At 47.5% G+C, this 26,216-nt stretch carries 25 protein-coding genes; 17 read left to right on the top strand and 8 right to left on the bottom strand.

Annotation, left to right across the window (positions count from 1 at the left end):
* Window positions 1-58: 58 nt before the first annotated feature.
* The 14 genes from P364_RS0113410 (at window position 59) to P364_RS0113345 (ending at window position 15,683) form a co-directional block, all read left to right on the top strand.
* On the top strand, window positions 59-712 hold the full coding sequence (locus P364_RS0113410) for a tetratricopeptide repeat protein (protein ID WP_024630625.1): 654 nt from the start codon (window positions 59-61) through the stop codon (window positions 710-712).
* Between the two features lie 142 nt (window positions 713-854).
* A complete protein-coding gene (gene dinG / locus P364_RS0113405) occupies window positions 855-3,716 on the top strand; it encodes an ATP-dependent DNA helicase DinG (RefSeq protein ID WP_024630624.1) in 2,862 nt (953 codons plus the stop codon).
* Between the two features lie 238 nt (window positions 3,717-3,954).
* Window positions 3,955-4,608: a redox-sensing transcriptional repressor Rex gene (locus P364_RS0113400; RefSeq protein WP_024630623.1), complete on the top strand. Its 654-nt coding sequence runs from the start codon at window positions 3,955-3,957 to the stop codon at window positions 4,606-4,608.
* Complete coding sequence (locus P364_RS0113395; RefSeq protein WP_024630622.1) at window positions 4,595-5,899, top strand: amidohydrolase; 1,305 nt, start codon at window positions 4,595-4,597, stop codon at window positions 5,897-5,899. The genes P364_RS0113400 and P364_RS0113395 overlap by 14 nt, the downstream gene beginning before the upstream one ends.
* Window positions 5,900-5,940: 41 nt before the next feature.
* On the top strand, window positions 5,941-6,471 hold the full coding sequence (locus tag P364_RS0113390) for a cell wall elongation regulator TseB-like domain-containing protein (protein WP_024630621.1): 531 nt from the start codon (window positions 5,941-5,943) through the stop codon (window positions 6,469-6,471).
* 303 nt (window positions 6,472-6,774) lie between these two features.
* Window positions 6,775-7,302, top strand: coding sequence for a hypothetical protein (locus P364_RS0113385; RefSeq protein ID WP_024630620.1), 528 nt, complete (start codon window positions 6,775-6,777; stop codon window positions 7,300-7,302).
* Window positions 7,295-8,797 carry an AAA family ATPase gene (locus P364_RS0113380; RefSeq protein WP_024630619.1) on the top strand — a complete coding sequence of 501 codons (1,503 nt, stop codon included), beginning with the start codon at window positions 7,295-7,297 and terminating at the stop codon, window positions 8,795-8,797. Before P364_RS0113385 ends, P364_RS0113380 begins: the two co-directional genes overlap by 8 nt.
* Before the next feature lie 133 nt (window positions 8,798-8,930).
* Entirely contained in the window at window positions 8,931-9,803 is an 873-nt protein-coding gene (locus P364_RS0113375; protein WP_024630618.1) for a 3-hydroxyacyl-CoA dehydrogenase family protein, read from the top strand.
* The gene (locus tag P364_RS0113370) at window positions 9,800-11,005 is read left to right on the top strand and encodes an acetate/propionate family kinase (protein ID WP_024630617.1); all 1,206 of its coding nucleotides are present in this window, start codon (window positions 9,800-9,802) and stop codon (window positions 11,003-11,005) included. The genes P364_RS0113375 and P364_RS0113370 overlap by 4 nt, the downstream gene beginning before the upstream one ends.
* 102 nt (window positions 11,006-11,107) lie before the next feature.
* Window positions 11,108-12,403, top strand: a complete 1,296-nt coding sequence (asnS, locus tag P364_RS0113365; protein ID WP_024630616.1) for an asparagine--tRNA ligase — start codon at window positions 11,108-11,110, stop codon at window positions 12,401-12,403.
* Window positions 12,403-13,125 (top strand): DnaD domain-containing protein, encoded by a 723-nt coding sequence (locus P364_RS0113360; RefSeq protein ID WP_236642447.1) that lies wholly within the window; start codon window positions 12,403-12,405, stop codon window positions 13,123-13,125. The genes asnS and P364_RS0113360 overlap by 1 nt, the downstream gene beginning before the upstream one ends.
* A gap of 282 nt (window positions 13,126-13,407) precedes the next feature.
* On the top strand, window positions 13,408-13,911 hold the full coding sequence (locus P364_RS0113355; RefSeq protein ID WP_236642080.1) for an RNA polymerase sigma factor: 504 nt from the start codon (window positions 13,408-13,410) through the stop codon (window positions 13,909-13,911).
* On the top strand, window positions 13,901-14,353 hold the full coding sequence (locus tag P364_RS36170) for a hypothetical protein (RefSeq protein ID WP_024630613.1): 453 nt from the start codon (window positions 13,901-13,903) through the stop codon (window positions 14,351-14,353). Before P364_RS0113355 ends, P364_RS36170 begins: the two co-directional genes overlap by 11 nt.
* 37 nt (window positions 14,354-14,390) lie before the next feature.
* The gene (locus tag P364_RS0113345) at window positions 14,391-15,683 is read left to right on the top strand and encodes a hypothetical protein (protein WP_024630612.1); all 1,293 of its coding nucleotides are present in this window, start codon (window positions 14,391-14,393) and stop codon (window positions 15,681-15,683) included.
* Window positions 15,684-15,814: 131 nt separating this feature from the next.
* Here the strand turns inward: P364_RS0113345 and mtnB are convergent, their stop codons facing one another.
* The 7 genes from mtnB to P364_RS0113310 all read right to left on the bottom strand — a co-directional run bounded on the left by mtnB (window position 15,815) and on the right by P364_RS0113310 (window position 23,211).
* Window positions 15,815-16,468, bottom strand: a complete 654-nt coding sequence (gene mtnB / locus P364_RS0113340; protein ID WP_024630611.1) for a methylthioribulose 1-phosphate dehydratase — start codon at window positions 16,466-16,468, stop codon at window positions 15,815-15,817.
* A 2-nt stretch (window positions 16,469-16,470) separates the two neighbouring features.
* Complete coding sequence (locus P364_RS0113335) at window positions 16,471-17,148, bottom strand: 2-hydroxy-3-keto-5-methylthiopentenyl-1-phosphate phosphatase (RefSeq protein ID WP_024630610.1); 678 nt, start codon at window positions 17,146-17,148, stop codon at window positions 16,471-16,473.
* Window positions 17,145-18,368, bottom strand: coding sequence for a 2,3-diketo-5-methylthiopentyl-1-phosphate enolase (locus P364_RS0113330; protein WP_024630609.1), 1,224 nt, complete (start codon window positions 18,366-18,368; stop codon window positions 17,145-17,147). The genes P364_RS0113335 and P364_RS0113330 overlap by 4 nt, the downstream gene beginning before the upstream one ends.
* Window positions 18,365-19,225 carry a pyrroline-5-carboxylate reductase gene (gene proC, locus P364_RS0113325; protein ID WP_024630608.1) on the bottom strand — a complete coding sequence of 287 codons (861 nt, stop codon included), beginning with the start codon at window positions 19,223-19,225 and terminating at the stop codon, window positions 18,365-18,367. Before proC ends, P364_RS0113330 begins: the two co-directional genes overlap by 4 nt.
* A 36-nt stretch (window positions 19,226-19,261) precedes the next feature.
* Window positions 19,262-20,509 (bottom strand): glutamate-5-semialdehyde dehydrogenase, encoded by a 1,248-nt coding sequence (locus P364_RS0113320; RefSeq protein WP_024630607.1) that lies wholly within the window; start codon window positions 20,507-20,509, stop codon window positions 19,262-19,264.
* A gap of 28 nt (window positions 20,510-20,537) precedes the next feature.
* On the bottom strand, window positions 20,538-21,641 hold the full coding sequence (gene proB, locus P364_RS0113315) for a glutamate 5-kinase (RefSeq protein WP_024630606.1): 1,104 nt from the start codon (window positions 21,639-21,641) through the stop codon (window positions 20,538-20,540).
* A 361-nt stretch (window positions 21,642-22,002) separates the two neighbouring features.
* Window positions 22,003-23,211 (bottom strand): pyridoxal phosphate-dependent aminotransferase, encoded by a 1,209-nt coding sequence (locus P364_RS0113310; RefSeq protein WP_024630605.1) that lies wholly within the window; start codon window positions 23,209-23,211, stop codon window positions 22,003-22,005.
* Window positions 23,212-23,362: 151 nt separating this feature from the next.
* Between P364_RS0113310 and P364_RS0113305 the strand changes: the two genes are divergently transcribed.
* The 3 genes from P364_RS0113305 (at window position 23,363) to P364_RS0113295 (ending at window position 24,869) form a co-directional block, all read left to right on the top strand.
* On the top strand, window positions 23,363-23,707 hold the full coding sequence (locus P364_RS0113305) for an ABC transporter substrate-binding protein (RefSeq protein WP_024630604.1): 345 nt from the start codon (window positions 23,363-23,365) through the stop codon (window positions 23,705-23,707).
* A 69-nt stretch (window positions 23,708-23,776) separates the two neighbouring features.
* Entirely contained in the window at window positions 23,777-24,598 is an 822-nt protein-coding gene (locus P364_RS0113300) for a carbon-nitrogen family hydrolase (protein ID WP_024630603.1), read from the top strand.
* Between the two features lie 85 nt (window positions 24,599-24,683).
* The gene (locus P364_RS0113295) at window positions 24,684-24,869 is read left to right on the top strand and encodes a hypothetical protein (protein WP_024630602.1); all 186 of its coding nucleotides are present in this window, start codon (window positions 24,684-24,686) and stop codon (window positions 24,867-24,869) included.
* Window positions 24,870-25,086: 217 nt separating this feature from the next.
* Here the strand turns inward: P364_RS0113295 and P364_RS0113290 are convergent, their stop codons facing one another.
* Complete coding sequence (locus tag P364_RS0113290; protein ID WP_024630601.1) at window positions 25,087-26,007, bottom strand: LysR family transcriptional regulator; 921 nt, start codon at window positions 26,005-26,007, stop codon at window positions 25,087-25,089.
* Window positions 26,008-26,216 lie beyond the last annotated feature (209 nt).

The raw sequence follows: 26,216 nt of genomic DNA, 5'->3' as shown, positions 1-26,216 counted from the left end.
CAAAAAATGAGTACAGGTCACTGCACTAATCCATTTTTTCAAGGGTGGGGATGCATCGATGTTCCAGCATGTTTTCGCAGAAATGAACGACATGTTAGATGAAATTATCAAGCGCTACCCTTCTGCTGAAGGCCTAAACAAACAGGAATTGCTGCAAAAGTGGAATTTGCTAAAGCGGATGAGTGACGGGATGATTGATGAGTGGCTGATGTTTGAAGAAAAAATGAGCCAGGTAAGGGAACGGGAATTGGATAAAGATAAGCCCGCTTCCCTTGAGCCTGAACAGGAAGCTGTTACCGCACTGCCAGAACTGCATCTGGAGTGTTTCAGTCGCGGTCAGGGTTATTTCAAACTGCAAATGTACCCGCAGGCTATTATGCAATTTTCCAGGGTTGTGACCGACTATCCGGAAAGTGCATTGACTCGATTTTACCTGGCGCTTGCTCATCTTAACCTGGAACAAACCGAGGAAGCTGGAATACACTTGCAGCGGATTATGCATCTGAACGGTTCGCCGAGATTGAAGGGACTGGTATGTAACGTCCTGGGCTGTATTGAGGCTAAACTCGCGAACCCTGAAGGTGCATGTTCACTATTTGCGCAGGCGCTTCAGTATGACCCGACGTTGACCGAACCGCTGTATAACATGGAAGCCTGTCGATTAAACAGCGGAAAATTGCAATATGCAAATCAGCTGACTGCCTTAAATTAAAGGCCATTCGGCGGCATAAAGACGGTGTTCCCTCCTCTGGCATAGCGGAGGGGACACCGCCTTTTTTGTCAGTTAATTTTCAAATGCCCTTTTTTTTGCTATGCTGTAACATAGACTGGAATGGAAGGGACCGTACATTGCAATGAAATTTGCCGTATTGGATTTCGAAACAACCGGCACGCAGTCCGACGGTGAGATTATACAAGCCGGACTTGCCATCATAGATCATGACTACAGCATAACTCAAATATATAGTTCTTATGTGAACCCAGGTGTACCGATTCCTCCGTTTATTACGGGGTTAACCGGTATTACTGATGAAGATGTAGCGGATGCTCCCTCATTGGAAGAGATGATGATGGAGATGGTTCCGCTACTCGACGATGTTGTTCTTGTTGGGCACAACGTTGCTTTTGATTTTCACTTTCTTCAAAATGCACTCGATCGCTGCGGTTACCTGCCGTTCACCGGACGTATCCTGGATACGATTGATTTCCTGAAGATCACGTTCCCGTCACTGGGCTCTTATCAACTCGGATATGTGTCTTCAGAATTCGGATTTCAGCATGACCGCCCTCATCAGGCAGACAGTGATGCTCTTGCGACAGCTTTTGTATTACTGAAGTGTCTCGATGAGCTGCGTGCATTGCCTCTGATCACGATCCAGCGCCTCAGTGATCTGTTTGCGCCAGAAGATAGTGACTTGGGTTGGTTCTTCGACGGAATGCGTACTGAGAAGGAATCAGAGCCGATTCAGGACCTGGATGGTCATACGTATTATCGCCAGCTCGCCCTGAACGTGAGTGACTGGACTGATATAGGTTCACCACGTGATGAGCGGGAGGGTAACCCGCTGGAAAACGTAAGTTTCGAGCAGTTTATGGATCAGGTTAGAGATAACCTGAAGGAGACGCTGGACCATTATGAGGAGCGTGAGGCGCAAACTCAGATGTTCAGCAGTGTACGACAAGCTTTGGATGAAGAGAAGCATCTATTGATTGAAGCTGGAACGGGTACAGGCAAATCGCTTGGTTATTTGTTGCCTGCCATCTATGAAAGTGTGAAACAGGAACAGAAAGTCATGGTCAGCACACATACCATCAACCTGCAGGAGCAATTGAGAGAGCGGGATATTCCTATGCTGACCCAAGTGGTTCCGTTCCCGTTCAAGGCAGCGGTGTTCAAAGGTCGTGGGCACTATCTGTGTCTGCGTAAGTTTGAGCATAAAATCAATAAACGTGAATTCGCTACACCGAAAGAGGATTATTTTACAGCAGCTCAGATGATTGTCTGGCTTACCCAGACGGAGACTGGAGACGACGAGGAGCTTAATCTAAGCGGGCGCGGAGGAGACTTCTGGGAGACGGTACAGAGTGAGTCTGAATCCTGTCTTGGACGCTCCTGTCCTTGGTTCCGCAAATGTTTCTATCATCGGGCGAAACACGAAGCCGGGCTGTCTGATATCGTCATTACGAATCATTCGAAATTGTTTACGGATGTCAAAGCAGCACATCAGCTGCTGCCAGCCTACGAAAGTCTCGTCATTGATGAAGCACATCATCTGGAGGATGTAGCAGGTAAGCATCTTGGTCTTCACATGAAATATTTTACGTTGGTTCATACATTGACCCGACTGTTTAAAGATAGCCGTAATGGCCAACTGCCGATGCTTCGTTCTCAATTGTCGGGACATGAAAATTCGGTACAGTGGGGCTCCATGATTGATCAGATGTTCCCGCTTGCCGTTGAAGTTAAGGAGATATGGGATCGACTAAGCGATACACTGTTCGGCCTGCTGCCTGAACGTAGCGATGCTTCTCCAGGCGAGACTGGACAATTTTCACTTAGACTGAAGCCTTCGCAAAAACCTGCCAAATGGCAGGAATTGCAAGATGTAGAAAACCAAATCTATGTAACTCTAGGCGATTTGATTCGTAAAGGCGACAAGCTGCTGCTTGAAGTGAAAGAAGATCAGGATGATTATCAGTCCGATAGTCTGATTACGGATATCTCAGGACTGCTCAAGGATTTGGCAACGATCAAAGATAATCTGCGTTTCTTCATGCGCATGGATGATGCCAATACCGTGTACTGGATGGAGGCTAGCGGCCAGTTCCGCAGTAAATCACTGCAGCTCTATGCCGTTCCTGTCGATGTCAGTGCGCAATTGAAGGATATGTTCTTTGATAAAAAGAAAAGCGTTGTGCTTACATCGGCTACGCTCTCCGTTGACAAGTCATTTCAATTCATGATCGAACAGCTGGGCTTGCAGGAAGCTGCCGAGAATAACCGCTTGTTGACATCCATGCTGCCGTCACCATTCAACTATCGCGAACAGGCCCTGCTCGTCATCCCGCGTGATTTCCCAAGTGTGAAGGGCAGTGTAGGTGATGCCCACTTTGTGGATATGCTCGTGCATTCGCTCGCGGAAACGGCTATCGCGACTCGTGGACGCATGATGGTGTTATTCACCTCCTACCGCATGCTGCGCCAGGTCTATGACCCGCTTAAGGAGGCCTTGTCAGGTAATGACATCTCTTTGCTCGGGCAAGGGGTGGACAGCGGCAGCCGTTCCAAGCTTACACGTCGCTTCCAAGATGCGAAAGCAACTGTACTTCTTGGCACAAGCAGCTTCTGGGAAGGCGTGGACATTCCTGGAGAGGCTCTGACCTGTCTTGCAATTGTCAGACTGCCGTTCCAGCCACCAAATCACCCATTAGTTGAAGCAAAGAGTGAGCTTTTGCAACAACAGAAGAAAAATCCGTTTATGAAGCTGTCCGTGCCGCAAGCCGTTATCCGCTTCAAACAGGGATTCGGCAGACTGGTTCGTACGGGTAAAGACAGAGGTATTGTGATTGTATACGATACACGTGTCATTGAAGCATATTATGGTAAGTACTTTTTATATTCATTACCAGGTCCCAAAATGGAACACATGCTCACAGAGCAGATGGTTCCTCGCATTTCGGAATGGCTTGAGAGACCAACCGATGAACAGCAATAACAGCTATGCTCTGTAGCTTATATGATTGCATGAAGCCACTATTTGGCGGTAAAATTGAGCAATATCATTCATTCATTTCATGAATAGTGAGTAAAGCGATTAAAGAAGTAATTTAAGCAATTATCCATTATATAACAAGGAGCATCCTGTTTAATTCAGTCATCTTTTTGCATCGTTTTAGACAGGGTGCTCATTCTTTTCATCTATCTATCGTGGCCTTGGTAAGGGGGAGCAATGAATGAAATCAGATAAAATTTCGGAAGCCGTGGTGCGTAGATTGCCTGTTTACTTGCGTTATTTGAATGAACTGCATCAGCGCGAAGTCAATACGGTTTCTTCACAAGAACTTGGATTGAGACTGGATTTGAATCCGGCTCAGATTCGTAAAGACCTGGCTTACTTCGGTGACTTTGGTCGTAAAGGGATCGGATATGACGTTTCATATCTCATCGAGAAGATCCGCCATATTCTGAAAATAGACCAGCAGATCAATGTAGCTCTTGTCGGAGCAGGTAATTTAGGACACGCCTTGTCCAATTACAATGCCTACCTCAAAGACAACATGAAGATTGTCGCTGTATTTGATGCCTTCGGTCCGAAGATTGGAAGTCAAATTAACAGTCTGACGGTGCAACCGATGAATGAATTAACGGATTCGGTCAAAAAAGATAACATTCGTATAGGGATTATCACGGTTCCGGATACGGAAGCCCAAAATGTTGCCGATCAGTTGATTGAGTCAGGAATTGAAGCGATTCTGAATTTTGCGCCAACCATCCTGAAGACCCCGCCGCATATTCGCATTCATCATGCCGATTTTACGACGGATTTGCTTAGCCTTGCTTATTATTTGGAGAACGGAAAGGACGACGAGGATGATAACGACAAATAGATGGGTAATTCACAACGGCAAATTTGCAGTGAGTGAGGGCACGAATTGGAAAGTGGTTCAAGGTTATATGGTTGTCGAGAATGACAAGATTGTGCATATTGGTGAGACTTTGCCGGAAGGAGACGAAAGTCTGACAAAGGTGGACGGAAAAGGACTGCTCTTCTTGCCGGGTCTGATCAATACGCATGGTCACGCAGCCATGTCGCTTCTGAGAGGTCATGGAGATGATTTGGCATTACAAGTATGGTTGCAGGAGAAAATGTGGCCAATGGAAGCCAAAATGACGTCTGAAGACGTATATTGGGGCACATCACTTTCCGTACTTGAAATGTTGAAAGGTGGAACAACAGCGTTTCTGGATATGTATGATCATATGGATCAGGTTGCAAAAGTGGTGGAACAATCCGGCGTTCGGGCTGCTCTGGCACGAGGGGTAATCGGACTTTGCTCAGCGGAAGAACAACAGCGCAAGCTGGAAGAATCCGCAGCATTTGCCCGTCAATGGAATGGACAAGCAGACGGAAGAATTACAACCGTAATTTCTCCACACGCACCTTACACTTGCCCTCCGGATTACATAGAGAAGCTGGTACAGGTTGCTCATGACTTGAATCTGCCTTTGCATACGCATATGTCTGAAACGCTTCGTGAAGTGGAACAGAACGTGGCTGATTACGGACTGCGTCCGGTTGCACATCTGGAGAAGCTAGGATTTTTCTCCCGTCCATCTCTGGTTGCACATGCGGTACATCTGAATGATGAGGAGATCGAAATTCTTGCATCACATGATGTAGCAGTCTCCCACAATCCAGGCAGTAATCTGAAATTGGCTTCGGGTGTTGCACGAGTACCTGATCTGCTGAAAGCAGGGGTAACCGTGTCCCTCGGAACAGATGGACCAGCAAGTAACAATAACCTCGATATGTTTGAAGAGATGAGACTTGCTGCTTTGATTCACAAAGGTGTGTCCGGTGACCCTACCGCAGTGCCAGCAGGTGAAGCACTTCTGCTTGGAACTTCGTATGGTGCCAAATCCATATTCCTGAACAATACAGGAGCACTGCAAACAGGCATGAAGGCTGACTTCATCGCCTTGAATATTGAACAGGCCCATTTCTATCCGCATACGGATCTGATTTCCCATACCATTTACTCGGCATCAGCCAAAGATGTAGAGCATGTGTGGGTGGATGGTAAACAAGTGGTTAAACATGGCGAATGTCTTACGATGGATGAAGAGCGTATTTTGCGTGAGTCTCAACTGGCATTTGACGGTCTGCTTGCCCGTTAATTCCAAGGACAGCATCGTCATAGGGAAAGGAAGTTCGGCTTTTGAAGAAAAAAAAGAAGTGGATATGGATTTCGCTGCTGCTCCTGGTTCTGATTCTGTTTGGACTTCAGCGTTATTATGTCTATGTTACTCAGGATCAGCGCAAGGAAGAGGCGTTGGCCATACAGGCGGCCCAGGAACAGGTCGGGATTACGTCACACGAAGACCTGCGTAAGTATGTCTGGGGGCAAAAAGACGGCGGAGACAACATATACTGGACCCTGATCGGTAAAAATAATGATAACCAGGATGTCTTGGTGTGGATCAAGTTTGATGAGAATAACAAGCCTGTGACGGGGACCAATGCGGTGCACAGTGAACTGCTGAAGAACGGCATGTCTGAAGCACAGATTCGAAATCGGTTCAGCTCTGAAGTTCCAGGCGGGGAGATCAAACGAATCATGCCAGGTGTTGTGAATGGAATCTATGTATGGCAAGTGTATTATAACGATGCTACTCACAATTATTACCGCTTTTACCGCTTTAGTAACGGGGAACAGGTTGACCTGGTCTATACGATTCCGAATAGCTAGAATCAGCAGACGTACTATTTTCTAAAAAGAATACAGTAAAGAACCGGCAGACGGAAACCCGACTGGACCGGTTCTTTGACGTGTTTTCTTGATCATTTTGGATTTGAATAGTTAAAATTAATAATTTATTCATATTTTCGCCTTAGATATTGTATATACGATGTGATATACTCAAATATGTATTCAAGGATACATCATACACAAATAAATCCTTTTAGACACATCACAGGACTTTACGTACACATATTCATATTCTTGCCTACAAGCTATAGAATGGGCCAAATTATAGGAGGGGTAACTCACTTGAAGATAAAAGTATTGCCTATTGCTCTGACTGCCGTCATTTCAGCCGTTGTGTTGTTTGGAGGTTGGTTTGTGTATCGTCATGTGGCTGTGCAAAGCCCAATTGAAAAGATGGTTACCCAGTACGATGGAGTCAATGATGTACAATTAACTATTAACCGCAATGATGTACAGTTGAAACTCGATCTGCAGCCGGATGTTGATTTGGGCAGGTTGGTACAATATATTCACAAAGAAGGACAAACCCTGATTGGCACTCGTTCGTTGAAGCTGGATGTCGTGGATCATTCCAACGAAGCGCTGGAAAGCTGGTGGGGTAGCGCCATGTTTACCGTAGCTCAGGCTATGGAGAGCAAAGAATACACCGAGATTACACCGACCTTGTCTAAAATGGCTACGAATGGGATCAAGGTAAACACAGCCATGGATGACAATAATGTATATGTCAGCCTCAGAGATGGAGATGCCAGCAAGTTTATTATTCTGCCGCGTGTGCCCGGTCAGATAGGAGTGTGGCCAAATGCCTAAATGGACGAAAGAAATTGCCATTGGATTTGTACCCGTATTAATTATCTTTCTCGCTTTTATCGGTGTAAACATGATTCCCATTCTGATCGCTGCAATGATTGTGGGAGCTTTGCTGCTCATGATGCAAATGCGTGGTGGAATTACGGTGGGTGCGGGTCAGGAACGCAAACGCAAGAAAAAAGGACCGTCCAAGCTGACTTTTGAAGAAATTGGCGGTCAGGAGAGTGCGAAGCAGGAGCTGAGGGAAGCGCTTGATTTTCTCATTCGACATGAGGAAATTCAGAAGTTTGGTATTCGTCCTTTGAAAGGGATCCTGCTCACAGGTCCTCCTGGAACAGGCAAAACCTTGATGGCCAAAGCTGCTGCTCATTATACCGACTCTGTTTTTGTAGCTGCTTCAGGCAGTGAGTTTGTTGAAATGTATGTCGGTGTGGGTGCCGGCAGAATACGGGATTTGTTTCGGGATGCGAGAACTCGTGCTGCAAAAGAAAATAAAGAAAATGCCATTATATTTATCGATGAAATTGATGTGATCGGTGGAAAACGGGAAGGTGGACAACAGCGTGAATATGATCAGACGCTGAATCAGCTGTTGACGGAAATGGATGGCATCTACTCTTCCGAAACACCGCGAATACTCGTGATCGCTGCTACAAACCGAAAAGAAATGCTGGATAGCGCGCTGACGCGTCCAGGACGTTTTGACCGTCATATTCAGGTGGACTTGCCGGATAAAAAAGGCAGAAAACACATATTGGAGCTGCATGCAGTCAATAAGCCTCTTTTGGAAGGGGTAAATCTTGAGAAGACAGCCGAAGAATCCTATGGCTTTTCTGGAGCACAGCTGGAAAGTGTGATGAACGAAGCTGCAATTTATGCGATGAGAGACGGGCTGCTCAACATTGAACAGCGTCATCTGTCCCTTGCGATTGATAAAGTAATGATGGGTGAGAAGACGGACCGCGAATCCAGCGTGGAAGAGAAAAAAAGAGTGGCTATTCATGAATTGGGACATGCCATTATGGCTGAACTGGTTCGTCCTGGCAGTGTGAGTCAGGTGGCACTCAGTCCGCGTGGACAGGCACTGGGATATGTACGTCATAACCCGCAGCAAGAACAATTTCTGTACACAAAGCGTTTCCTGGAAGAGCAGATCATGATTGCCCTCGGTGGTGCGGCAGCAGAGGAAATGTATTACGGTGGACGCAGTACAGGATCACGTAATGACTTTGAACAAGCAACGAATGTGGTACAGACGATGATGGCTTCAGGACTTACTTCGTTGGGTATTGTTAATATGGATATGGTAACGACGGAAGAATTGATGCGGGAGAACAAATTGATCCTGCAAGACCTGATGGAACAGACCAAACAATTGCTTGAAGAACAGCGGACAATATTCGACAATTCCCTCGACACGCTGCTCAGGGAAGAAGTGTTGTCTGGCGATCAATTTCGTTGTCAATTTCGTGACAGCGCCCTTCTACCGGCATAATTTATTTATGTCGGTTATTTTTTTTTACATTTCACTCGTGCTAAGATATTATTATATGTTGGGTCGAAATTTGTAATTTTCGGCGAACAGGGTACAATAGAGAAATAGAGAACCGAAAGGATGGAGCAGAACCATGTTTTTCAAAAAGATAGGAGTTGTCGGCGGCGGCACGATGGGACAAGGTATTTCCCAGATGCTTGCAGCCAAAGGACTTGATGTGCTTCTGGTGGAGCATACGACGGAGAAGCTGGATCATGCATATAACATGATTGAGACCAATCTTGACAAACAACTGGAGAAATGGGCTATTACGAAAGCGGAGAAGAAATTGATTCTCTCCCGTATTACCAAAGTTGCTCATTTGGCTGAACTCGGATCTTGCGATATGGTTATTGAGACCATTTCCGAAGATCTGGACGCGAAAAAAGCGGTATTTAGTCAACTCGACCAAGTTTGCCCAAGCAACGTTATTCTTGCAAGTAATACATCCACGCTGAGTTTGACTGAGCTTGCAAGCTCGACCAAATTCCCAGAGCGTGTTATTGGTATGCACTTTATTCACCCGGTTTCCCGGGTTGATCTTGTAGAGATTATTCGTGGTCTGAAAACCTCAGATTCCACATTTGAAGAAACTAGACGTTTTGTGGAAGAAGTAGCAGACAAAAAAGGCGTTATGATCTATGAATCGCCTGGATTTGTTACGTCCAGACTGATCTGTCTTTTGATTAACGAAGCACTGCATGTATTGCAGGAAGGTGTCGCTTCCGCTGAAGATATTGATGACGCCATGCGTATCGGATATAACTTCCAGCACGGACCGCTTGAGATGGCAGACCGTTTCGGACTGGATTCGGTAGAAGCTGCACTCGAAAGAATGTTCCGTGAATTCGGTGAGTTGAAATATCGTCCTTCCACGGTCCTGAAAAAAATGGTGCGTGCAGGACACCTGGGTGTCAAAACAGGCGAAGGATTCTTCAAGTACGACAAGGATGGTGATCGGCTGTGAAAGTACTCGTAATTAATGCGGGGAGTTCCTCGCTCAAATATCAATTGTATAACATGACGGATGAATCCGTATTGGCAAAAGGTCTGGTAGAACGGATCGGGATGGATTCTTCCATTCTGACGCACAAACCAACGGGCCGTGAGGATGTTACCGAAGTTAGCGAAATTTTGGAACATACAACAGCGATTCGTAAAGTTATTGACATCCTGACAGACAAAGAAAACGGTGTGCTCGGTTCTGTGGATGAAATCCAGGCTGTTGGACATCGTGTGGTTCATGGTGGTGAAGCATTTAAGGAATCGGCCTTGGTCGATACTGCTTCCAAAGCAGAAATCCGCCGCCTGTTCGATCTGGCTCCACTGCATAACCCTGCAGCAATGATGGGTATTCGTGCGGCTGAAGCGAATATGCCGGGCGTACCACAGGTCATGGTCTTTGATACGGCTTTCCATCAAACGATGCCGGAAAAAGCATATCTGTATGCCATTCCACGTGTGCTCTACAAAAAGTATAAGGTTCGTCGCTATGGCGCACATGGTACTTCCCATGATTACGTAAGCAAGGCAGCAGCTGAATACCTGGATCGTCCATTGGAAGATCTGAAGATCATCACATGCCACGTCGGTAATGGTGGTAGCGTAACTGCTGTGCAGGGCGGCGTATCCGTAGATACTTCCATGGGGATGACTCCACTCGAAGGATTGATGATGGGAACACGTAGTGGTGACCTTGATCCGGCAATTGTACCTTATGTAATGAACAAGGAAGAACTAAGCGTGAGCGAAGTAAACTCCATGTTGAACAAACATAGCGGACTTCTTGCAATCTCCGGCATCAGCAGCGACATGCGTGAAATTACGGAGGGTATGGAGGCTGGCGATGCCAACTCCACGCTTGCATTCGAGATGTATGAATACCGTCTGCGTAAATACATCGGTTCTTATGCAGCAGCAATGAACGGTGTAGACGTGATTGTATTTACGGCTGGTGTAGGTGAAAACTCCGTTATTCTTCGCCAAAAAGTATGTGAGCAGCTCACGTACCTGGGCGTTGAACTGGATGAAGCGCTAAATGCGATTCGCTCGGGAGAACCACGTCGTATCACAACCGCAAATTCCAAAGTGGACGTTCTCGTCGTTCCTACGAACGAAGAATTGGTAATTGCAAGAGATACACACCGAATCGTATTGAATTCTCTGTAATCTAATTGTAAAGTGAATATAGCATGACAAGGAAGTGCAGGGGACAGGCATATGCCTGCCCGCTGCATTTTCAAATTCAGGATTCCAAGGAGAGATATGTGCATGAGTACGGATTGTGTAATTCGTAATGTGAGTGAGCATGTGGGCGAGACGGTTAGGATCGGCGCCTGGATTAACAACAAACGTTCCAGCGGCAAAATTCAATTTTTGCAACTGCGTGATGGAACCGGATATATTCAAGGGGTAGTGGTTAAGAGCGAAGTCAGTGAAGATATCTGGAATGCTGCCAAGAGCCTGACTCAAGAAAGTTCATTGTATGTAACAGGTATTATCCGCGAAGAGCCCCGCAGTGCATCTGGTTATGAGATGACGGTTACTGGCGTGGAAATTATCCATCTGACTGAAAATTATCCAATTACTCCGAAAGAGCATGGGGTAGACTTCCTGATGGATCATCGCCATCTGTGGCTGCGTTCGACGAAACAACGTGCGATTATGGTTATTCGTGCTGAGATTATCCGCGCTGTTCAGCAGTTCTTTGATGGTAACGGATTCACACAGGTTGATCCTCCGATTCTTACCCCTTCATCTGCTGAAGGAACAACGAACCTGTTCCACATCAAATACTTTGATGAAGATGCTTACCTGACACAAAGTGGACAGCTCTATATGGAAGCTGCAGCGATGGCACTGGGTAAAGTGTATTCCTTCGGACCTACATTCCGTGCTGAGAAATCCAAAACACGTCGTCACCTGATCGAGTTCTGGATGATTGAGCCGGAGATGGCTTTTGTAGATCACGAGGAGAGCCTGCGGGTGCAAGAGAAGTTTATTGCTCACGTGGTTCAAACGGTTCTGAAAAACTGCCGTGCTGAACTGGAGTCCATCGGACGTGATGTATCCAAGCTTGAGAACATTGTTGCTCCATTCCCGCGCATTACGTATGATGAAGCGATTGAGTTCCTGAATGGACAAGGCTTCGATATTCCTTGGGGAGAAGACTTCGGTGCTCCGCATGAAACGGCAATTGCCGAGAAATATGATACACCGGTCTTTATCACACATTATCCGGCTGGAATCAAGGCGTTTTACATGAAACCTGATCCAAATCGTCCTGAAGTGGTCCTCTGTGCAGACATGATCGCACCAGAAGGATACGGAGAGATTATTGGGGGTTCCCAGCGGATTGATGATCCGGAACTGATGCAGCAGCGCTTTGATGAGCATCAATTGTCGGAAGAGGCTTATCAGTGGTATCTGGACCTTCGTAAATACGGATCGGTTCCTCACTCCGGCTTCGGTCTGGGATTGGAGCGGACGGTAGCATGGATCTGTGGATTGGATCATGTACGTGAAACGATTGCATTCCCACGTATGCTCTACCGTCTGTATCCTTAATGCTTAACCGCGAGTCCATGGAAGAAATCGGCTCCAAAGCCTGGTTGAATGGGGCGGCTTACGGTATGGCATCAGGGACAGCGCAGCTCCCGTATGCTTTATTGCGCTACTATCATCAGCTCGGGTTAAGTGACGCAGAGGTTCTTCTGCTGATTCAATTGTTTGGATTCCGGCAAGTCGAATTTAATGAGTTCCCAACGCTTGAAGAGCTTGCTACCCGTATGGGGCTTGCCCCTGAAGGCATCGCAAGAATGCTGCAACGTCTCATGCGAGACGGGTACATTCACATTGACGAGCATCGGGATGAAGAGCGTGACATTCAGTATGAACGTTATGATCTGCACGGATTATATGCCAAACTGGCTGGATGCACAGCAGAGGATATGGCCGTTGCCCGTAAGCAGCAGCTGGACAGTAATGCATTGCGACCGGATTCGAACAGTGTTCAAAAAGAAGAGGAAGAACGAAACATGTTCTCTATTTTTGAAAAAGAGTTTGGTCGCCCGCTGTCCCCGATGGAATGCGAGACCATATCCAGCTGGCTGGATCAGGATCGCTATCAGGAGGAACTTATTCTCATGGCATTGAAGGAAGCGGTGTTTGCTGGTAAAGTCCATTTCCGCTATATAGACCGAATTCTGCTTGAATGGAGTCGTAACCGCGTGAAAAATGTGCAGGATGCCAAGGCATATACGCAGCGGTTTCGTAACGGCGGACGTTAATATCCATGTTAGTAAATTAATCAATAATTTCATTCAGCATAACCAAAAACAGGCCAGAAGATATTCTGAGCCTGTTTTTTTAGATTATAGAGATGTTAATTTAGACATGTTAAATTCCCGAAGAAACTGACCTTTTCAGGCAATGCACAACCTTTTTATAAAAAATTGAATGAATACGCAGGGGTCAACAAACAAGTTGTCGTCTATTGTAGTGGAGAGGAGGGGAGAGTCATTGATGAAGCGCGCTTAATCGAACAAATCCGTCAAGGCGATACATCCCAGATGCGCTTGTTGATCGAAAAGTACAGCCAGCATGTGTACCATGTGGCCTATTCCGTATTGCGGAACGATCAGGAAGCACAGGATGCAGCGCAGGAGGCGTTCATTCAAATGGTTAAATCTCTCCCCGATTACCGATCCGAAGGTTTCAAAACGTGGTTAACCCGAATTGCTTTTCACAAAGCAATTGATGCCAAACGCAAGCTGGGCAGACGAAGCGCTGAGGATCTGGGCGGAGAAGAAAAAATAATGAACATGCCCGGTCGCGAAGAAGATGTTCTTGCCCGCCTCGTGCGTGAAGAGCGTCAGGAGAAGTTGCGCGAGCGAATCAACCAGCTGCCTGCCCAGCACAGGGACATTATTACGGCGTATTACTTAAGCGAAAAAAATTATGAGCAGATTGCCCGTGATGCACAAGTGGCAGTGAAAACCGTGGAGTCCCGTCTGTATCGTGCCCGGCAGTGGATTCGAAATCATTGGAAGGAGGATGAGTGGCGTGAGGAATAAAAGGATGTATACCGTCCAGGAATGGACTGATTATATTGAAGGCCGAATGACAGCAAACGAGGCAACTATGATGGAACAAGTGCTTATGGACGTTCCAGAAGCGATGGACAACTATCTCGAAGCACTCGGCATTCATCGGGAGTTGCCACAACTGAAGGACCCGGCAGGCTTCGCCGATTCGGTCATGAATCAAATTAAGGATATGCAACCCTCCAAGCCAAAGCGCAAATCGCGTTCAGGACGAAGCCGGCTCTGGATGGATCACAAGGTATTTCATTATGCGGTAGCGGCTTGTCTGACGTTAATCTTCCTCTCCTCGGGACTGTTTGACAAGGTAGCGCCTTATCATAAGTTCCAGGACGGTGATCACAGGGGGTCATTTACGGAAAAATGGACGGAAGCAGCCACTTCCTGGCTGGATCACTTCAAGCCTAGACCATAAATTGTTTCGCATTGCCTGAAAAGAAAGGATGACGACTGTGCAATCAGATCGTAACAAATTACTTGCATTCCTATTAAACCTGATTCCGGGTCTGGGCTTTCTCTATTGGGGTCGGCCTGCCAGAGCTGTAATCTATCCATTACTCTTTTTTGGGACAGCTGTTGGTTCGTTTATGCTGGCCATGCTGGTGAGAGAAAGGGAATTAATGATTCTCGGGGCCTTGGGTGCCATATTCTTCTGGTGTGTCAGCATGCTGGATATGATTATCGTTCTGCTCCGTGCGCCATCTCCAAGTGATGCCCGCTACCATGGATATGGCGCACATTACAGTGGACCACATCAGGGGGCGGCATATCAGGAATACGCTGATCAGGAAGGCCACCTGGGACAGATGGAGATGGACCAAGAAGGAATACATCAGCATCAAAGCGGTGAGTATGGCAGCCCCCAAGGGCAGTATGGTCAACCGCTCTATCGAAAAGGTAGTGATAGCGAACGCTTTTTTACGATTTTGCTTTCGTTTGTTCCAGGTCTGGGACATCTCCATCTCGGATTGTTACATCGCGGTTTATCGTTCCTGATCGCGTTCTTCGGTTCATTTGCCATGATGGTTTTTGTAGCTTCCATTACGAATGAATCCGTATTTCTGATGTTCTTGCTCATTCTGCCTGTCATTTGGGTATACTGCATGTTTGATGCAGTACAGCACGTCCATCGCAAGCAGGCAGGTGAGGTGTTGCAGGATCGGACCTTGTTCGAGGAACTGGAGATGGGCAGGGCATCGGGACGACGCAGTAAAGTGCTTGCAACGCTGTTATCGGCTTTTCCGGGTGCGGGTCATCTGTATCTGGGACTGCAAAAAAGAGGCATGCAATTGATGTTCCTGTTTCTCGGCAGCATTTATATTCTGGACCTGCTTCGCTTATCGGTATTTTTGTTTATGATCCCGTTGATCTGGTTCTATAGTTTCTTTGACGGACTCCAGTGCTCGAGTCGTTACGGCCGTGAACCGCTGACCGATCAACCCATTTTTAAGGATTGGGCTCGTCACCAGCGACTGATTGGATTCGGTATTGCAGCGTTGGGTCTGTATTATCTGGTCATCCGGTTGGTCATTCCACAGCTGAATGAGATGTTCCCCAATGTATTTATGACGTACGAGATTCGTTCGTATGTGAATACGGTCATTGTTTCCTTACTGCTTATTTTTGGTGGTTTGAAGCTGTTGTTCGGCAAGCAGCGTGGGGCGAGTGCGAATAGTGCGATTCATCGGAATGATGAGGGAGCAGACAGCCTCTTTTTATTCAAGGATCAGGATGATCGACTGTAGGATTCATTCGCAGCTGTACACAAACGGTATTGGAAAACGGGAATTTTCTATAAACCAAAAACACGCCAGGGGCTATGTAAACCAGCCTTGGCGTGTTTTTTATGCAGTCTTAATTTTGAATGGAATGATTGCTATTTTGTAGCACCCTTTAGTAGAAGTTGACGGTACATCACTTCGAACAGGAACTCGAACGCTTCCAGATGACGTTTCGCTTCAAAAGCATCTTTACCCCACGCATAAATACCGTGATTACGCAGCAAAATTCCCGGTACGTTAGCGTCAAGTACACCTGGTACCAATTCAGCGATGGATGGAATATCCGCGAAGTTAGGCAGTATCGGTACACGAATCTCCGCATTTTCTTCCCAGATGTTAAAAGCTTTGATCAATTCGATTCCTTGACTCGGTACGTGTCCATCTGCTCCAAAGAACTCACTGATCAGGTTGTTAAATACGGTATGCACATGGAACACGGCGCCACAGCCGGTTAAACGATAGATTTCGCAGTGAATCAACGTTTCAGCGCTCGGCTTCAGGGTTGTGGTCTCAATGGCTTTGCCATGCTTGTCCACAAACAGAAAATCTTCCGGTGTGCGGAGAGATTTGTCTTTGCCCGAAGCTGTAACCGCAAAGTAAAATTGCTCCGGATCGAAGTCGCCCACACGCATCGATAGGTTGCCACTTGTACCTGGGAACCAGTTACGGCTGGCAAACAACGCTTTGATATCAGCCAACTCGTCAAGCACCTGACGTTTGTGTTCCAATGTAATCTTTTCAAAACCCATCTTTACAGCACTCCTTGTGTTTGCTTCTGTTTCATATCTTCCATAATATCGTAAAAGGTCGTGAATGGGACATGATCTACACCGAGTTCGATACACTTATCCGTCAGGATGGAACGGGAATAGACGAGATCGGCGATTTTGGCACCTTCAAAATCAGTCAAACTGTCGCCAATAAGGATACGATTATATTGTTCTTCAGGGAATGTACGAATTACCGTCGTTTTACACATGCCGCAGCCGTTCTCACAAGGAGGCTGACATGGATTAGGCCATTCAATACGGATGAATTCATCTGTGAAATCCGCCCCGTTACAATAAATGTGATCCTTTGGAATATCGAATGGAGCAAGCAAAGGCGCGATAAAAAAGTCCATTCCGCCGCTGGTGACATTGAATTCAATGCCTTCGTCTTGAACATATGCAAGAAATTCGCTGAACCCTTCTCGGATGCCAGCCTGTCCAAGTACAAATTCCACAATCTCGTCTTTCTGTGAAGAAGGCAACAGTGCGAACATCGCTCCAACACCTTCACGGAGGGAAATTCGCTGTTCAATTGTATCTTTCATAATCGCTTCAATACCTTCAGGCTTAAAATGCTTCATAATCGCTACGATATTGTCCGAGAGGGTGATGGTGCCATCAAAATCACAGAAAATGACCGTTTTTTTATCACTTCTCATCGTTCGCCACCCCACAGATCCAGTGCACTTTTCAGTTCTGGATGTTCGGCAGCATACTGTGCCAGTGGAATGGAGCGCTGGGCTGCTTCAATAGCCTGTAAGAATGCCCGTCCGCCTGCCTCCGTACCCATAGGATGCCCATGAATGCCTCCGCCTGCATTAACGATGACATCGGTGCCGAAGTCTCGCAGAATAAGCGGTACAAGCCCAGGGTGTATACCTGCTGAAGGCACAGGCATGCTGGTTCTGACCGGAAGTTCAGGTGACAGCAATTGTTCTGTAATGGCCATATTCTCTTCTTTCGGCATCGTTACCGATCCGTAAGGGGAAGGGAAGAGCACCAGATCCGCTCCGGCAAGTCGCATCAGTTGTCCCAATAGGACGGATGCCGAGATACCGTAATGTGGTGAAGGATACAGTGCACCTGCAAGAGCAGGATGAGCCATAATTGGTACGTTGATGTCCGGATCACTGCTAAGTTCGTGCAGCACGTCATATCCGTAAGACAAGACATTGAACAACAATGCATTGGCTCCTGCACCTATCGCACGTTCAGCCTGTTGTTTCAGGCGTGATGTAGGTCCGGTCAAATTCGCCGCATAGAGCAGTTTTTTGCCCGTCTCCTTGCGTGCCTGTTCGGCAGCTTTCATGCAAACCTCGACTCTTTTTTCGATCGGAGTCAGCTTGTTCTCAAACAGAATTTCATCGTCTTTAATCAAATCTACTCCACCAAGAGCTTGGCGTATAAACTGTTCCCGCAGCTCCTCTGCATCCAAACCAATGACTGATTTAAAAATACTCATCAACAGTGGACGATCGTGTACGCCCAACAGATCACGAACACCATTCAGTCCAAACTTGGGACCGGGGAATGCGCTGAGGAAGCCGTCCGAGAATCCAAGTCTTGTCAATTTGATGCGTCCATCCATTGAAATTTTGCCAAAGACCGTCACGAGCAGGGCAGGAATATCACGGCTGAAATTCACATCAGGATAACCAATGGTAATATCGGCGTAACGTTCGCCGGGGGCAATGCCCTCAGCCTCATGTATCTCTACACTGATGACTTCGCCCAAATGTTTCTGCATCGCCTCACGCTTAGCCTGAGGCAATTCGGTCCAACTGCCAACGGTCATGCCGACAGCAATGGACTCAGCCTTCTTGCGGAAGTCTGCACGATCATCATGCAGACGATATGTGGCTGTGCACATGTTATTCATTTTAAATCCCCTTCCAAAGCAGCTCCCATCTCCCGTGAGCGCTCTGCACAGCGGTTGACGGCTGCGATTACATTTTCAAAGAAATCTCCCTCGTCCAGCGTTTTTAGTGCTGCCTGGGTTGCGCCTCCCGGGGAGGTTACATCACTACGAAGTTTCATCGGCTCCATGCCGGTTTGCTGTACCATACGTGATGCACCCAGCACAGTCTGAACTGTCAGGTCACGTGATTGCTGGCTGGACAAGCCGCCACGAATACCTGCGGCAATCATGGCCTCCATCAAATAGTATACATAAGCCGGACCACTTCCGGAAATACCTGTGAGCACTTCGAGTTTATCTTCAGGCACGATAGTCACAATTCCAACAGCTTCAAACATCGTCATGACTGTACTGCGTTGTTCATCCGTAATCTCTTCAGAAAAGGCAAGTCCGGTTGCGCCAAGCCCAATTGTACTGGATGTATTCGGCATGGTGCGTGCGATCGGTTGCTTGCGCCCCAGGAGCGTCTGCATCGTACGGATCGATAATCCTGCAATAACGGAGACGATTAATTGATCCGGTGACAGGAGCGGCCCAAGTTCACGCAGCGCTGCGGCAGCATCCTTCGGTTTCATACAGAGTACAATAACTGGAGAAGCGGCGAGATGATCCAGCGATTGTGCAGCCGTTCCGGTATGTACGGCATAACGGGTACTGAGCTCCTCCTGACGTTTCTGGTTGCTCCGGTTCAGCATCGTAATATCCTGAGGACGTACGACAAAGCGGGAGATCAATCCCCGCACGATAGCTTCAGCCATCGCACCTGCTCCGTGAAAAGTAATCTTCTGTTGTAATAACGTCTGTTGTTCTTGACTCATATTTATCGTTCCTCCTATATAACTGTAGCTGCGAAATTATTGCCGGATTTGTCCATTGCCAGTAATACGATATTTGGTTGACGTCAGTGCAGGCAGACCCATAGGTCCACGAGCATGCAGCTTCTGGGTACTGATCCCAATTTCAGCTCCATAGCCGAATTCAAATCCGTCTGTGAAACGTGTGGAAGCATTATGGTATACAGCGGCTGCATCTACATCATGTAAAAAACGTTCTGCACGGGTGGTATCCCGGGTGACAATACACTCTGAATGCTTCGTGCCATAACGTGCGATATGCTGCATCGCTTCATCCAGATTCTGAACCACACGGATATTTAAAATATAATCATTATATTCTGTCGCATAATCTTCTTCCGTCACAGGAAGGGCAGAGGGAACCAGACGGCGCACCGTGTCACAACCCTTCAACAAGACATTTGCCTCACGAAGTTGTTCGGCCAGAGCCGGTAGATGCTCCTCCGCGTAAGCATCGTGCAGCAACAAGGTTTCCATGGAGTTGCACACGGATGGACGCTGTGCCTTGGCATTAATAGCAATCTCTGCTGCCATGACTGGATCAGCAGATTCATCCACATAGGTATGACAGATACCTGCGCCGGTTTCGATCACAGGCACTGTTGCATTGGCGACCACATTGCGGATCAGTGAAGCCCCGCCGCGCGGGATGATGACGTCCAGCAGTCCGTTCAACTTGAGCATTTCGTCCACGGAGGAGCGGTCTGCATCCTCAACAAGCTGCAAGGCGTCAGCGGGCATGTCTGTTGTTGCCAGTGCCTGATGCAATACCTCCACAATTTTGCGATTAGAGGAGAGGGCAGAGGAGCCGCCTCGTAGAAGTACAGCATTGCCTGTTTTGAGGCAGAGTCCGGCTGCATCTACTGTAACATTTGGACGGGCCTCATAGATGATGCCAATCAGACCGATAGGCACTCTTAATTTTTCAACATGCAATCCGTTTGGACGAGTGAATGTCTCCAGCACTTCACCAACAGGGTCCTGCAGGTCTACAATCTGACGCAGCCCTTCAGCGATGCCGGCGATACGATCTTTGTTCAGAGCGAGGCGATCCAGCATCGATTCTGGGGTGCCTTGCTGTCTGCCACGTTCCAGATCATCCGCGTTTGCTGCAATAATGGAATCCGCTTGGGCAATCAATGCGTCTGCCATGACCAGCAGCGCGCTATTTTTTTGTTCTGTGCTTAGTCGATTCAACTGCGGAACCACGGCTTGGGCCTTGCTCGCTTTTTCTCTGACTTCACTCATCATAAATTCCTCCCGTATATAAAAGTGTCTATTTTAACGTAATCCACTCGTCCCGGTGAATAACCTCAAGTCGATGGATGCTGTTCAACTGCTTCATCACTTCGCCACTTGGCAGTCCTGCAATGAGCCGCAACTGGTCATCGTCATAATTGACAATGCCACGACCGAGCAGGGTATCGTCCATACCCAGTACCTCTACAACGTCTCCGGCGTGGAAGGTGCCCAGTACGCGCTTGACGCCTACAGGCAGGAGACTATGACCACCATGGACCAGTGCTTCTTCGGCACCATTATCCACAACCACGGTACCGAGCGGTGTAGACATGAAACCAAGCCATTGCTTTTTACGAGAGAGAGCGGCAAGACGAGTCTCGAAATACGTTCCTTTTCCGGTCCCATCAACTGCTTTTTGCATATCTCCAGGTTCCTTCACACTGCCCACAAAGACAGGCACACCTCCACGCGTTGCCACTTTGGCTGCATCGACCTTGGATCGCATCCCACCCGTGCCTACAGATGATCCTGAACCGCCGGCATAGGCATAGATTTCTGCTGTAATTTCCGGGATACGGTCATAACGTACGGCAGCTGGATCTTTGCGTGGATCAGCCGTGTAGAGGCCGTTGGTATCTGTTAGAATGACCAGGTGCTGTGCCTTGACCAGATTTGCCACCAAAGCAGACAGCAGATCGTTATCTCCAAACTTCAATTCATCAACAGATACGGTATCATTCTCGTTAAAGATTGGAATGACCCGCTGCTTGAGCAGCTCTTCCACGGTCATCCCCGCGTTACCCATACGTTTTCGGCTATGAAAGTCAGTACGGGTGAGCAGAATTTGCGCTGTAGTAACGCGGTGCGCTGCAAAAGCCTGTTGATATGCCTGCATCAGCAAAGCTTGACCAACAGCCGCTGCGGCTTGTTTTTCATGCAGCTGCTTGGGACGCTGGGGGTAACCGATCTCCCGGAATCCGGCAGCTACCGCTCCCGAAGTGACCAGAAGAACCTCATGGCCTTGTTCAGCCAAGGCAGCAATTTCTCCAGCAAAAAATGTAATGGCACTGCGATCGAGCCCGCCTTCTTCCGTAGTAAGCGAACTGCTTCCGATCTTAACTACAATACGTGAGGTCATGTTTTCACTTCCTTAAACAATATTAATGATTGACCCTGGAGCAGACCGTTGGGTACAAAAAAAACTCCCGCCCTTTTAGTTAAAAAGGACGAAAGTTCGTTACTTCCGCGGTACCACCTTTATTGATGATTGGATCATCCGGCTTCATGCCCTGTAACAGAAGGCACTGTCCTGTGCATCACAGGCCGCTCAGGGGTAGGGTTCGGAGAGAAGCCGCGGTAAATTCTTGCAGCCCGATGGAATTTACTCTCTGGGCGCGGCTGATCCTCTCGTACTGGTCCCGTCATCACGTTTCGTTCAATATTTCCTTATAACATACCATGGAAACTTGGCAGATGCAAAGGGGTTATACACCTGTAAATTACTTGAATAAATTCAGCTTGCCAATCCGCTGCGCAGCTTCCCTTAATCGATCTTCATCACTTAGCAGTCCTGCACGCACATAGCCCTCACCATGTGAACCGAAACCAATACCCGGTGCGACCGCGACCTTTGCTTCACGCAGTAACACATCTGCAAAGGACGTCGAAGTAAAGCCAGCGGGTACAGGCAGCCAACTGAAGAAGGAACCACCTGATTTGGTGGCCTGCCAGCCGATGGATGAGAGTGCGTCATAGAAAGCGTCGCGACGTGATTCATAGCGTGCAACCAGCGAAGTGACACATTCCTGGGAAGAGGTCAGTGCTACCGCAGCAGCGGCCTGGATGCCTCCGAAGAGACTCACGTAGATATGATCCTGCAGCAGATTAATTTTGGAGATAATATCCGCGTTGCCCAGGGCGAAACCGACACGCCAACCCGCCATGTTGTACGTTTTGGATAACGTATAGAACTCAATGCCCACTTCTTTGGCACCTGGTGCCTGCAAAAAGCTCACTGGCCGATGTCCATCAAATCCGATCGCACCATAGGCGAAGTCACTGGCTACGACGATTTTATTTTGAATAGCGAACTCTACCGTATCTTCATAGAAGGAAAGCGGGGCGGTGGCCGATGTTGGATTGTTGGGATAGTTCAGGAACATCAGCTTGGCCTTTTCCCGTTCTTCGATAGAGATTGCTTCATAATCAGGCAGGAATGCATTGGACTCCAGTAGGGGCATAAAAGACATGTGCGCTTTCGCCAGTGCGACACCGGACCAATAATCCGGGTAACCTGGATCAGGCACGAGACATACATCACCTGGATTGAGCAATACCTGAGGCAACTGGACTAAACCTGTTTTTCCTCCAAACAAAATCGCAACTTCCGTTTCCGGGTCCAGGTCCACGTTGTAATCTTCCTTGTAACGTTTTGCAACAGCTTCCTTGAGGAAAGCATGCCCGCTAAAAGGTGAATATTTGTGATAGAGCGGGTTCTCTGCTGACGCTTGCAGTGCTTTAACAATGTGGGGCTGTGTAGGTGTATCCGGGTTCCCCTGACCCAAATTGATTACGTCGTGACCACTTGCAATTTCGCGGTTTACATTTTGAACAAGGGTAGCAAAAAATTGCGTTGGAAGCTGTGTCATTACATCGGATGTAGGTATGGTAAAGGCTGAACGACCCGATAGGTTAGGCTGATTAGTCATGCTATACATCACTCCGGTTATTAAAGATGGCAATATAGTACTCATTAATTTATCACGTCAATCCCGAGCTGTATAGGGGGAAAACACTTCATGAATACTTGGATGGAGCCAATAGTTGAGTTTTTGTACAAAAGTGAAATGAGGTATTTCAGTGGGCAATATCGGACTGGCTTCGCTGTTATACCATCCGATGGGGTTCAGACCGGTTACGAAAGTGAAGGAAGCGCTCGCCGCGGGCAGAGCCTATAAGCAGATATCATCTGAAGCGGTTCGCCAGTATGCGGGCGACCATATATTTGTATTGCTTCCTGAAGAGAGCGTTGCAAGGCAGGCCACAGAGAAGTTGATGCAAAGTTCAAGCTGGAGAGCTCTTCCGGCTGTAAAGAAGGGGCAGGTGTACGGAGTGGAAGAACTCACATGGAACTTGGGCGATGCTATGACCAACAACCGATTGTTGACTTTGTTGCCCAAATTGTTACGTAGGAGTTCATCTTGAAAACAGGTTGCAGACGTTTGGATGATCAAGCTATGATTACAAATATTACGGTTCAGAGGAGTGCTTATCATGACAGAGCAACAACAAGGGGAAATGCGTGTGGTCCTGATTCAGGGCGATATTCAGCTCGGAGATCCTGAGGCCAACCATAAGCATATGCAGTTTTTACTTGAAGGAGCGGTAGAACAGTATCCCGATCTGGGGCTGGCTGTACTGCCCGAAATGTGGAATACGGGCTATGCATTAGAACAAATTCATGAGCTTGCTGACCCGGAAGGACAGAAATCAAGGGAATGGCTTGCGGCTTTTGCCCAAAAACATCGAATTTCTATCGTCGGCGGATCTATTGCGGAGAAACGTGATGGCCAAATTTACAATACAATGTATGCCTATAATAGCGAAGGCAAACAGGTAACACGTTATGATAAATTACATTTGTTCCGCCTGATGGATGAAGAGAAGTATTTGCAGCCTGGTGCAGAACCGGAAATATTCGAGCTGGAGAATGGTCTTACCGCAGGAGCTTCAATCTGTTACGATATTCGTTTTCCTGAGCTGGCCCGCACGCTTGCCTTGAACGGGGCCAAAGCATTAATCGTACCCGCTGAATGGCCGAATCCTCGTTTGAACCACTGGCGGACATTATTAACAGCAAGGGCGATCGAGAATCAGATGTACGTCATTGCGTGCAACCGTGTAGGAAAAGGCGGAGAAACCGAATTTTTCGGACATTCCCTCATTATTGATCCGTGGGGTGAAATTGTGGCTGAAGGTGGAGAAGGAGAAGAGATCGTGACTGGATTTATCCGCCCTTCGCTGGTGGATGAGGTTCGCGGCCGCATTCCGGTGTTTGAAGACCGCAGACCTGGCATTTATTTTGGCAGCAAATAAAATCTGTAATTTTCCAGTAAAGTGTTTCGTGATCCGGGAGGCGGGTAATGATAACTATCCCGTCACCAAGGAGGATGATCAATCAATGGACAACCATGTGAAAGATACGCTCAGGAGACTGGAACAGGAAAACACTAGGGTAGATCACTTGAGGCCATTCTTAGAGAATGGGGCAGGAGGGCTATCACCCCCTGAACAATCTGTTCAGGATGAAGGCCGCCTTGTGAATCAACAGAACAGGCTGACGAGTGAACGTAATTTGCGAAAATAAACCGACAAACTTGAAATTCTCATATGTACGTTTTTACGTTAACATTTCAATAATGATATCAGTAACATGGTACTGTAACGATGTATTGCTAATCTCATGTAAGAACTTTATCCTGCGGATGCGGGAGACGAGTATAGAACAAAGGCTTGGCCCTTATGGGTCAAGCCTTTGTTTATTTTAGTGCATGGGTGGCAGCCAATACGGTGATCGTTCCAAATTATTCTCCTTGAGAGAGTTCAGCAACAGTTTGTTGAAAGGTATGAATGAATGCTTCCGCGGCTTTGGAGAGAATCCGTCCTTGGCGGTATGCAACTACAAGGGTACGGCTGGGAGTTGGCTCGGCCAGCGGGACATATACAGGCACGAATTCACTGCGGGGAGCACGGGCAATAAAGCGCGGAACCAGCGTAATACCCATACCTGTAGCGACTAGTGACTGTAGCGTTTCGATGTTCGTACTCTCAAACACCACATTGGGATCAAATCCGGCTTCCTCACACAGATCAAATGTAAGTTTGCGGAAGCCCTGTCCTTTCTTCAGTACAACAAATGGTTCATCGCGAAGCTCTTCCATCCTTACTGGGAGCGGATGTTTCGGATCTCCTCTGCGTGCCAAAGGGTGATTTGGGGGAACAGCCAGATCAATTCGCTCTTCACCAATCGTTACATAAGATAGGCTTGGCTCCTGCAATGGGAGAGAGAGCAGGCTTAAGTCAGCCTTGCCACTAGCCGTCAACTTTTCAAGTGTAAGCCCGGAGTCTTCCAGCAAGGTTACTTCAATCTCGGGGTAGGCTTGCTGGAATGCGGGAAGCACATGCGGAAGTAGGTGGGAGCCAGTGATCGGCATGCTACCTACAACGACTTTACCTTTACGCAGCTGGGAAATGTCCGACATTTCCTGTCTAAGCAGCTCGACTGCATCAATGATTTTTTGTGCCTGCTCTACAAAAGTCACCCCTGCATGGGTCAGCTCCACGCTGCTGGTATTACGCTGGAATAGCAGTACGCCCAGTTCCTTTTCAAGTTTGGATAGCTGCTGACTTAAAGAAGGCTGGGCGATGTGCAGCTTCTCGGCTGCCCGGGAGAAGTTTCGCTCTGCCGCGATTTGCAGCGTATATTGAAGTTGTCTGAATTCCATATCCACACGTCATTCCTTTCGTTATGCCATCATTATATCACTAGAGATGAAGAAATCATTATTTTTGCTGAAACGCTTGCACTGCATAAAAAGAGCTGATATACTGTGTCTGAAAACGCTTAATGGTTTAAACTTACCCGGGTATAACAAGAAAATCGTTTTCAGATGTATTCTTTTTCAGTACGATGAAGTTCAACTATTCATATTCT

This window comes from Paenibacillus sp. MAEPY2, assembly GCF_000499205.1.
Taxonomy (GTDB): domain Bacteria; phylum Bacillota; class Bacilli; order Paenibacillales; family Paenibacillaceae; genus Paenibacillus; species Paenibacillus vandeheii.
This window is presented reverse-complemented; position numbering and strand designations above follow the sequence as displayed.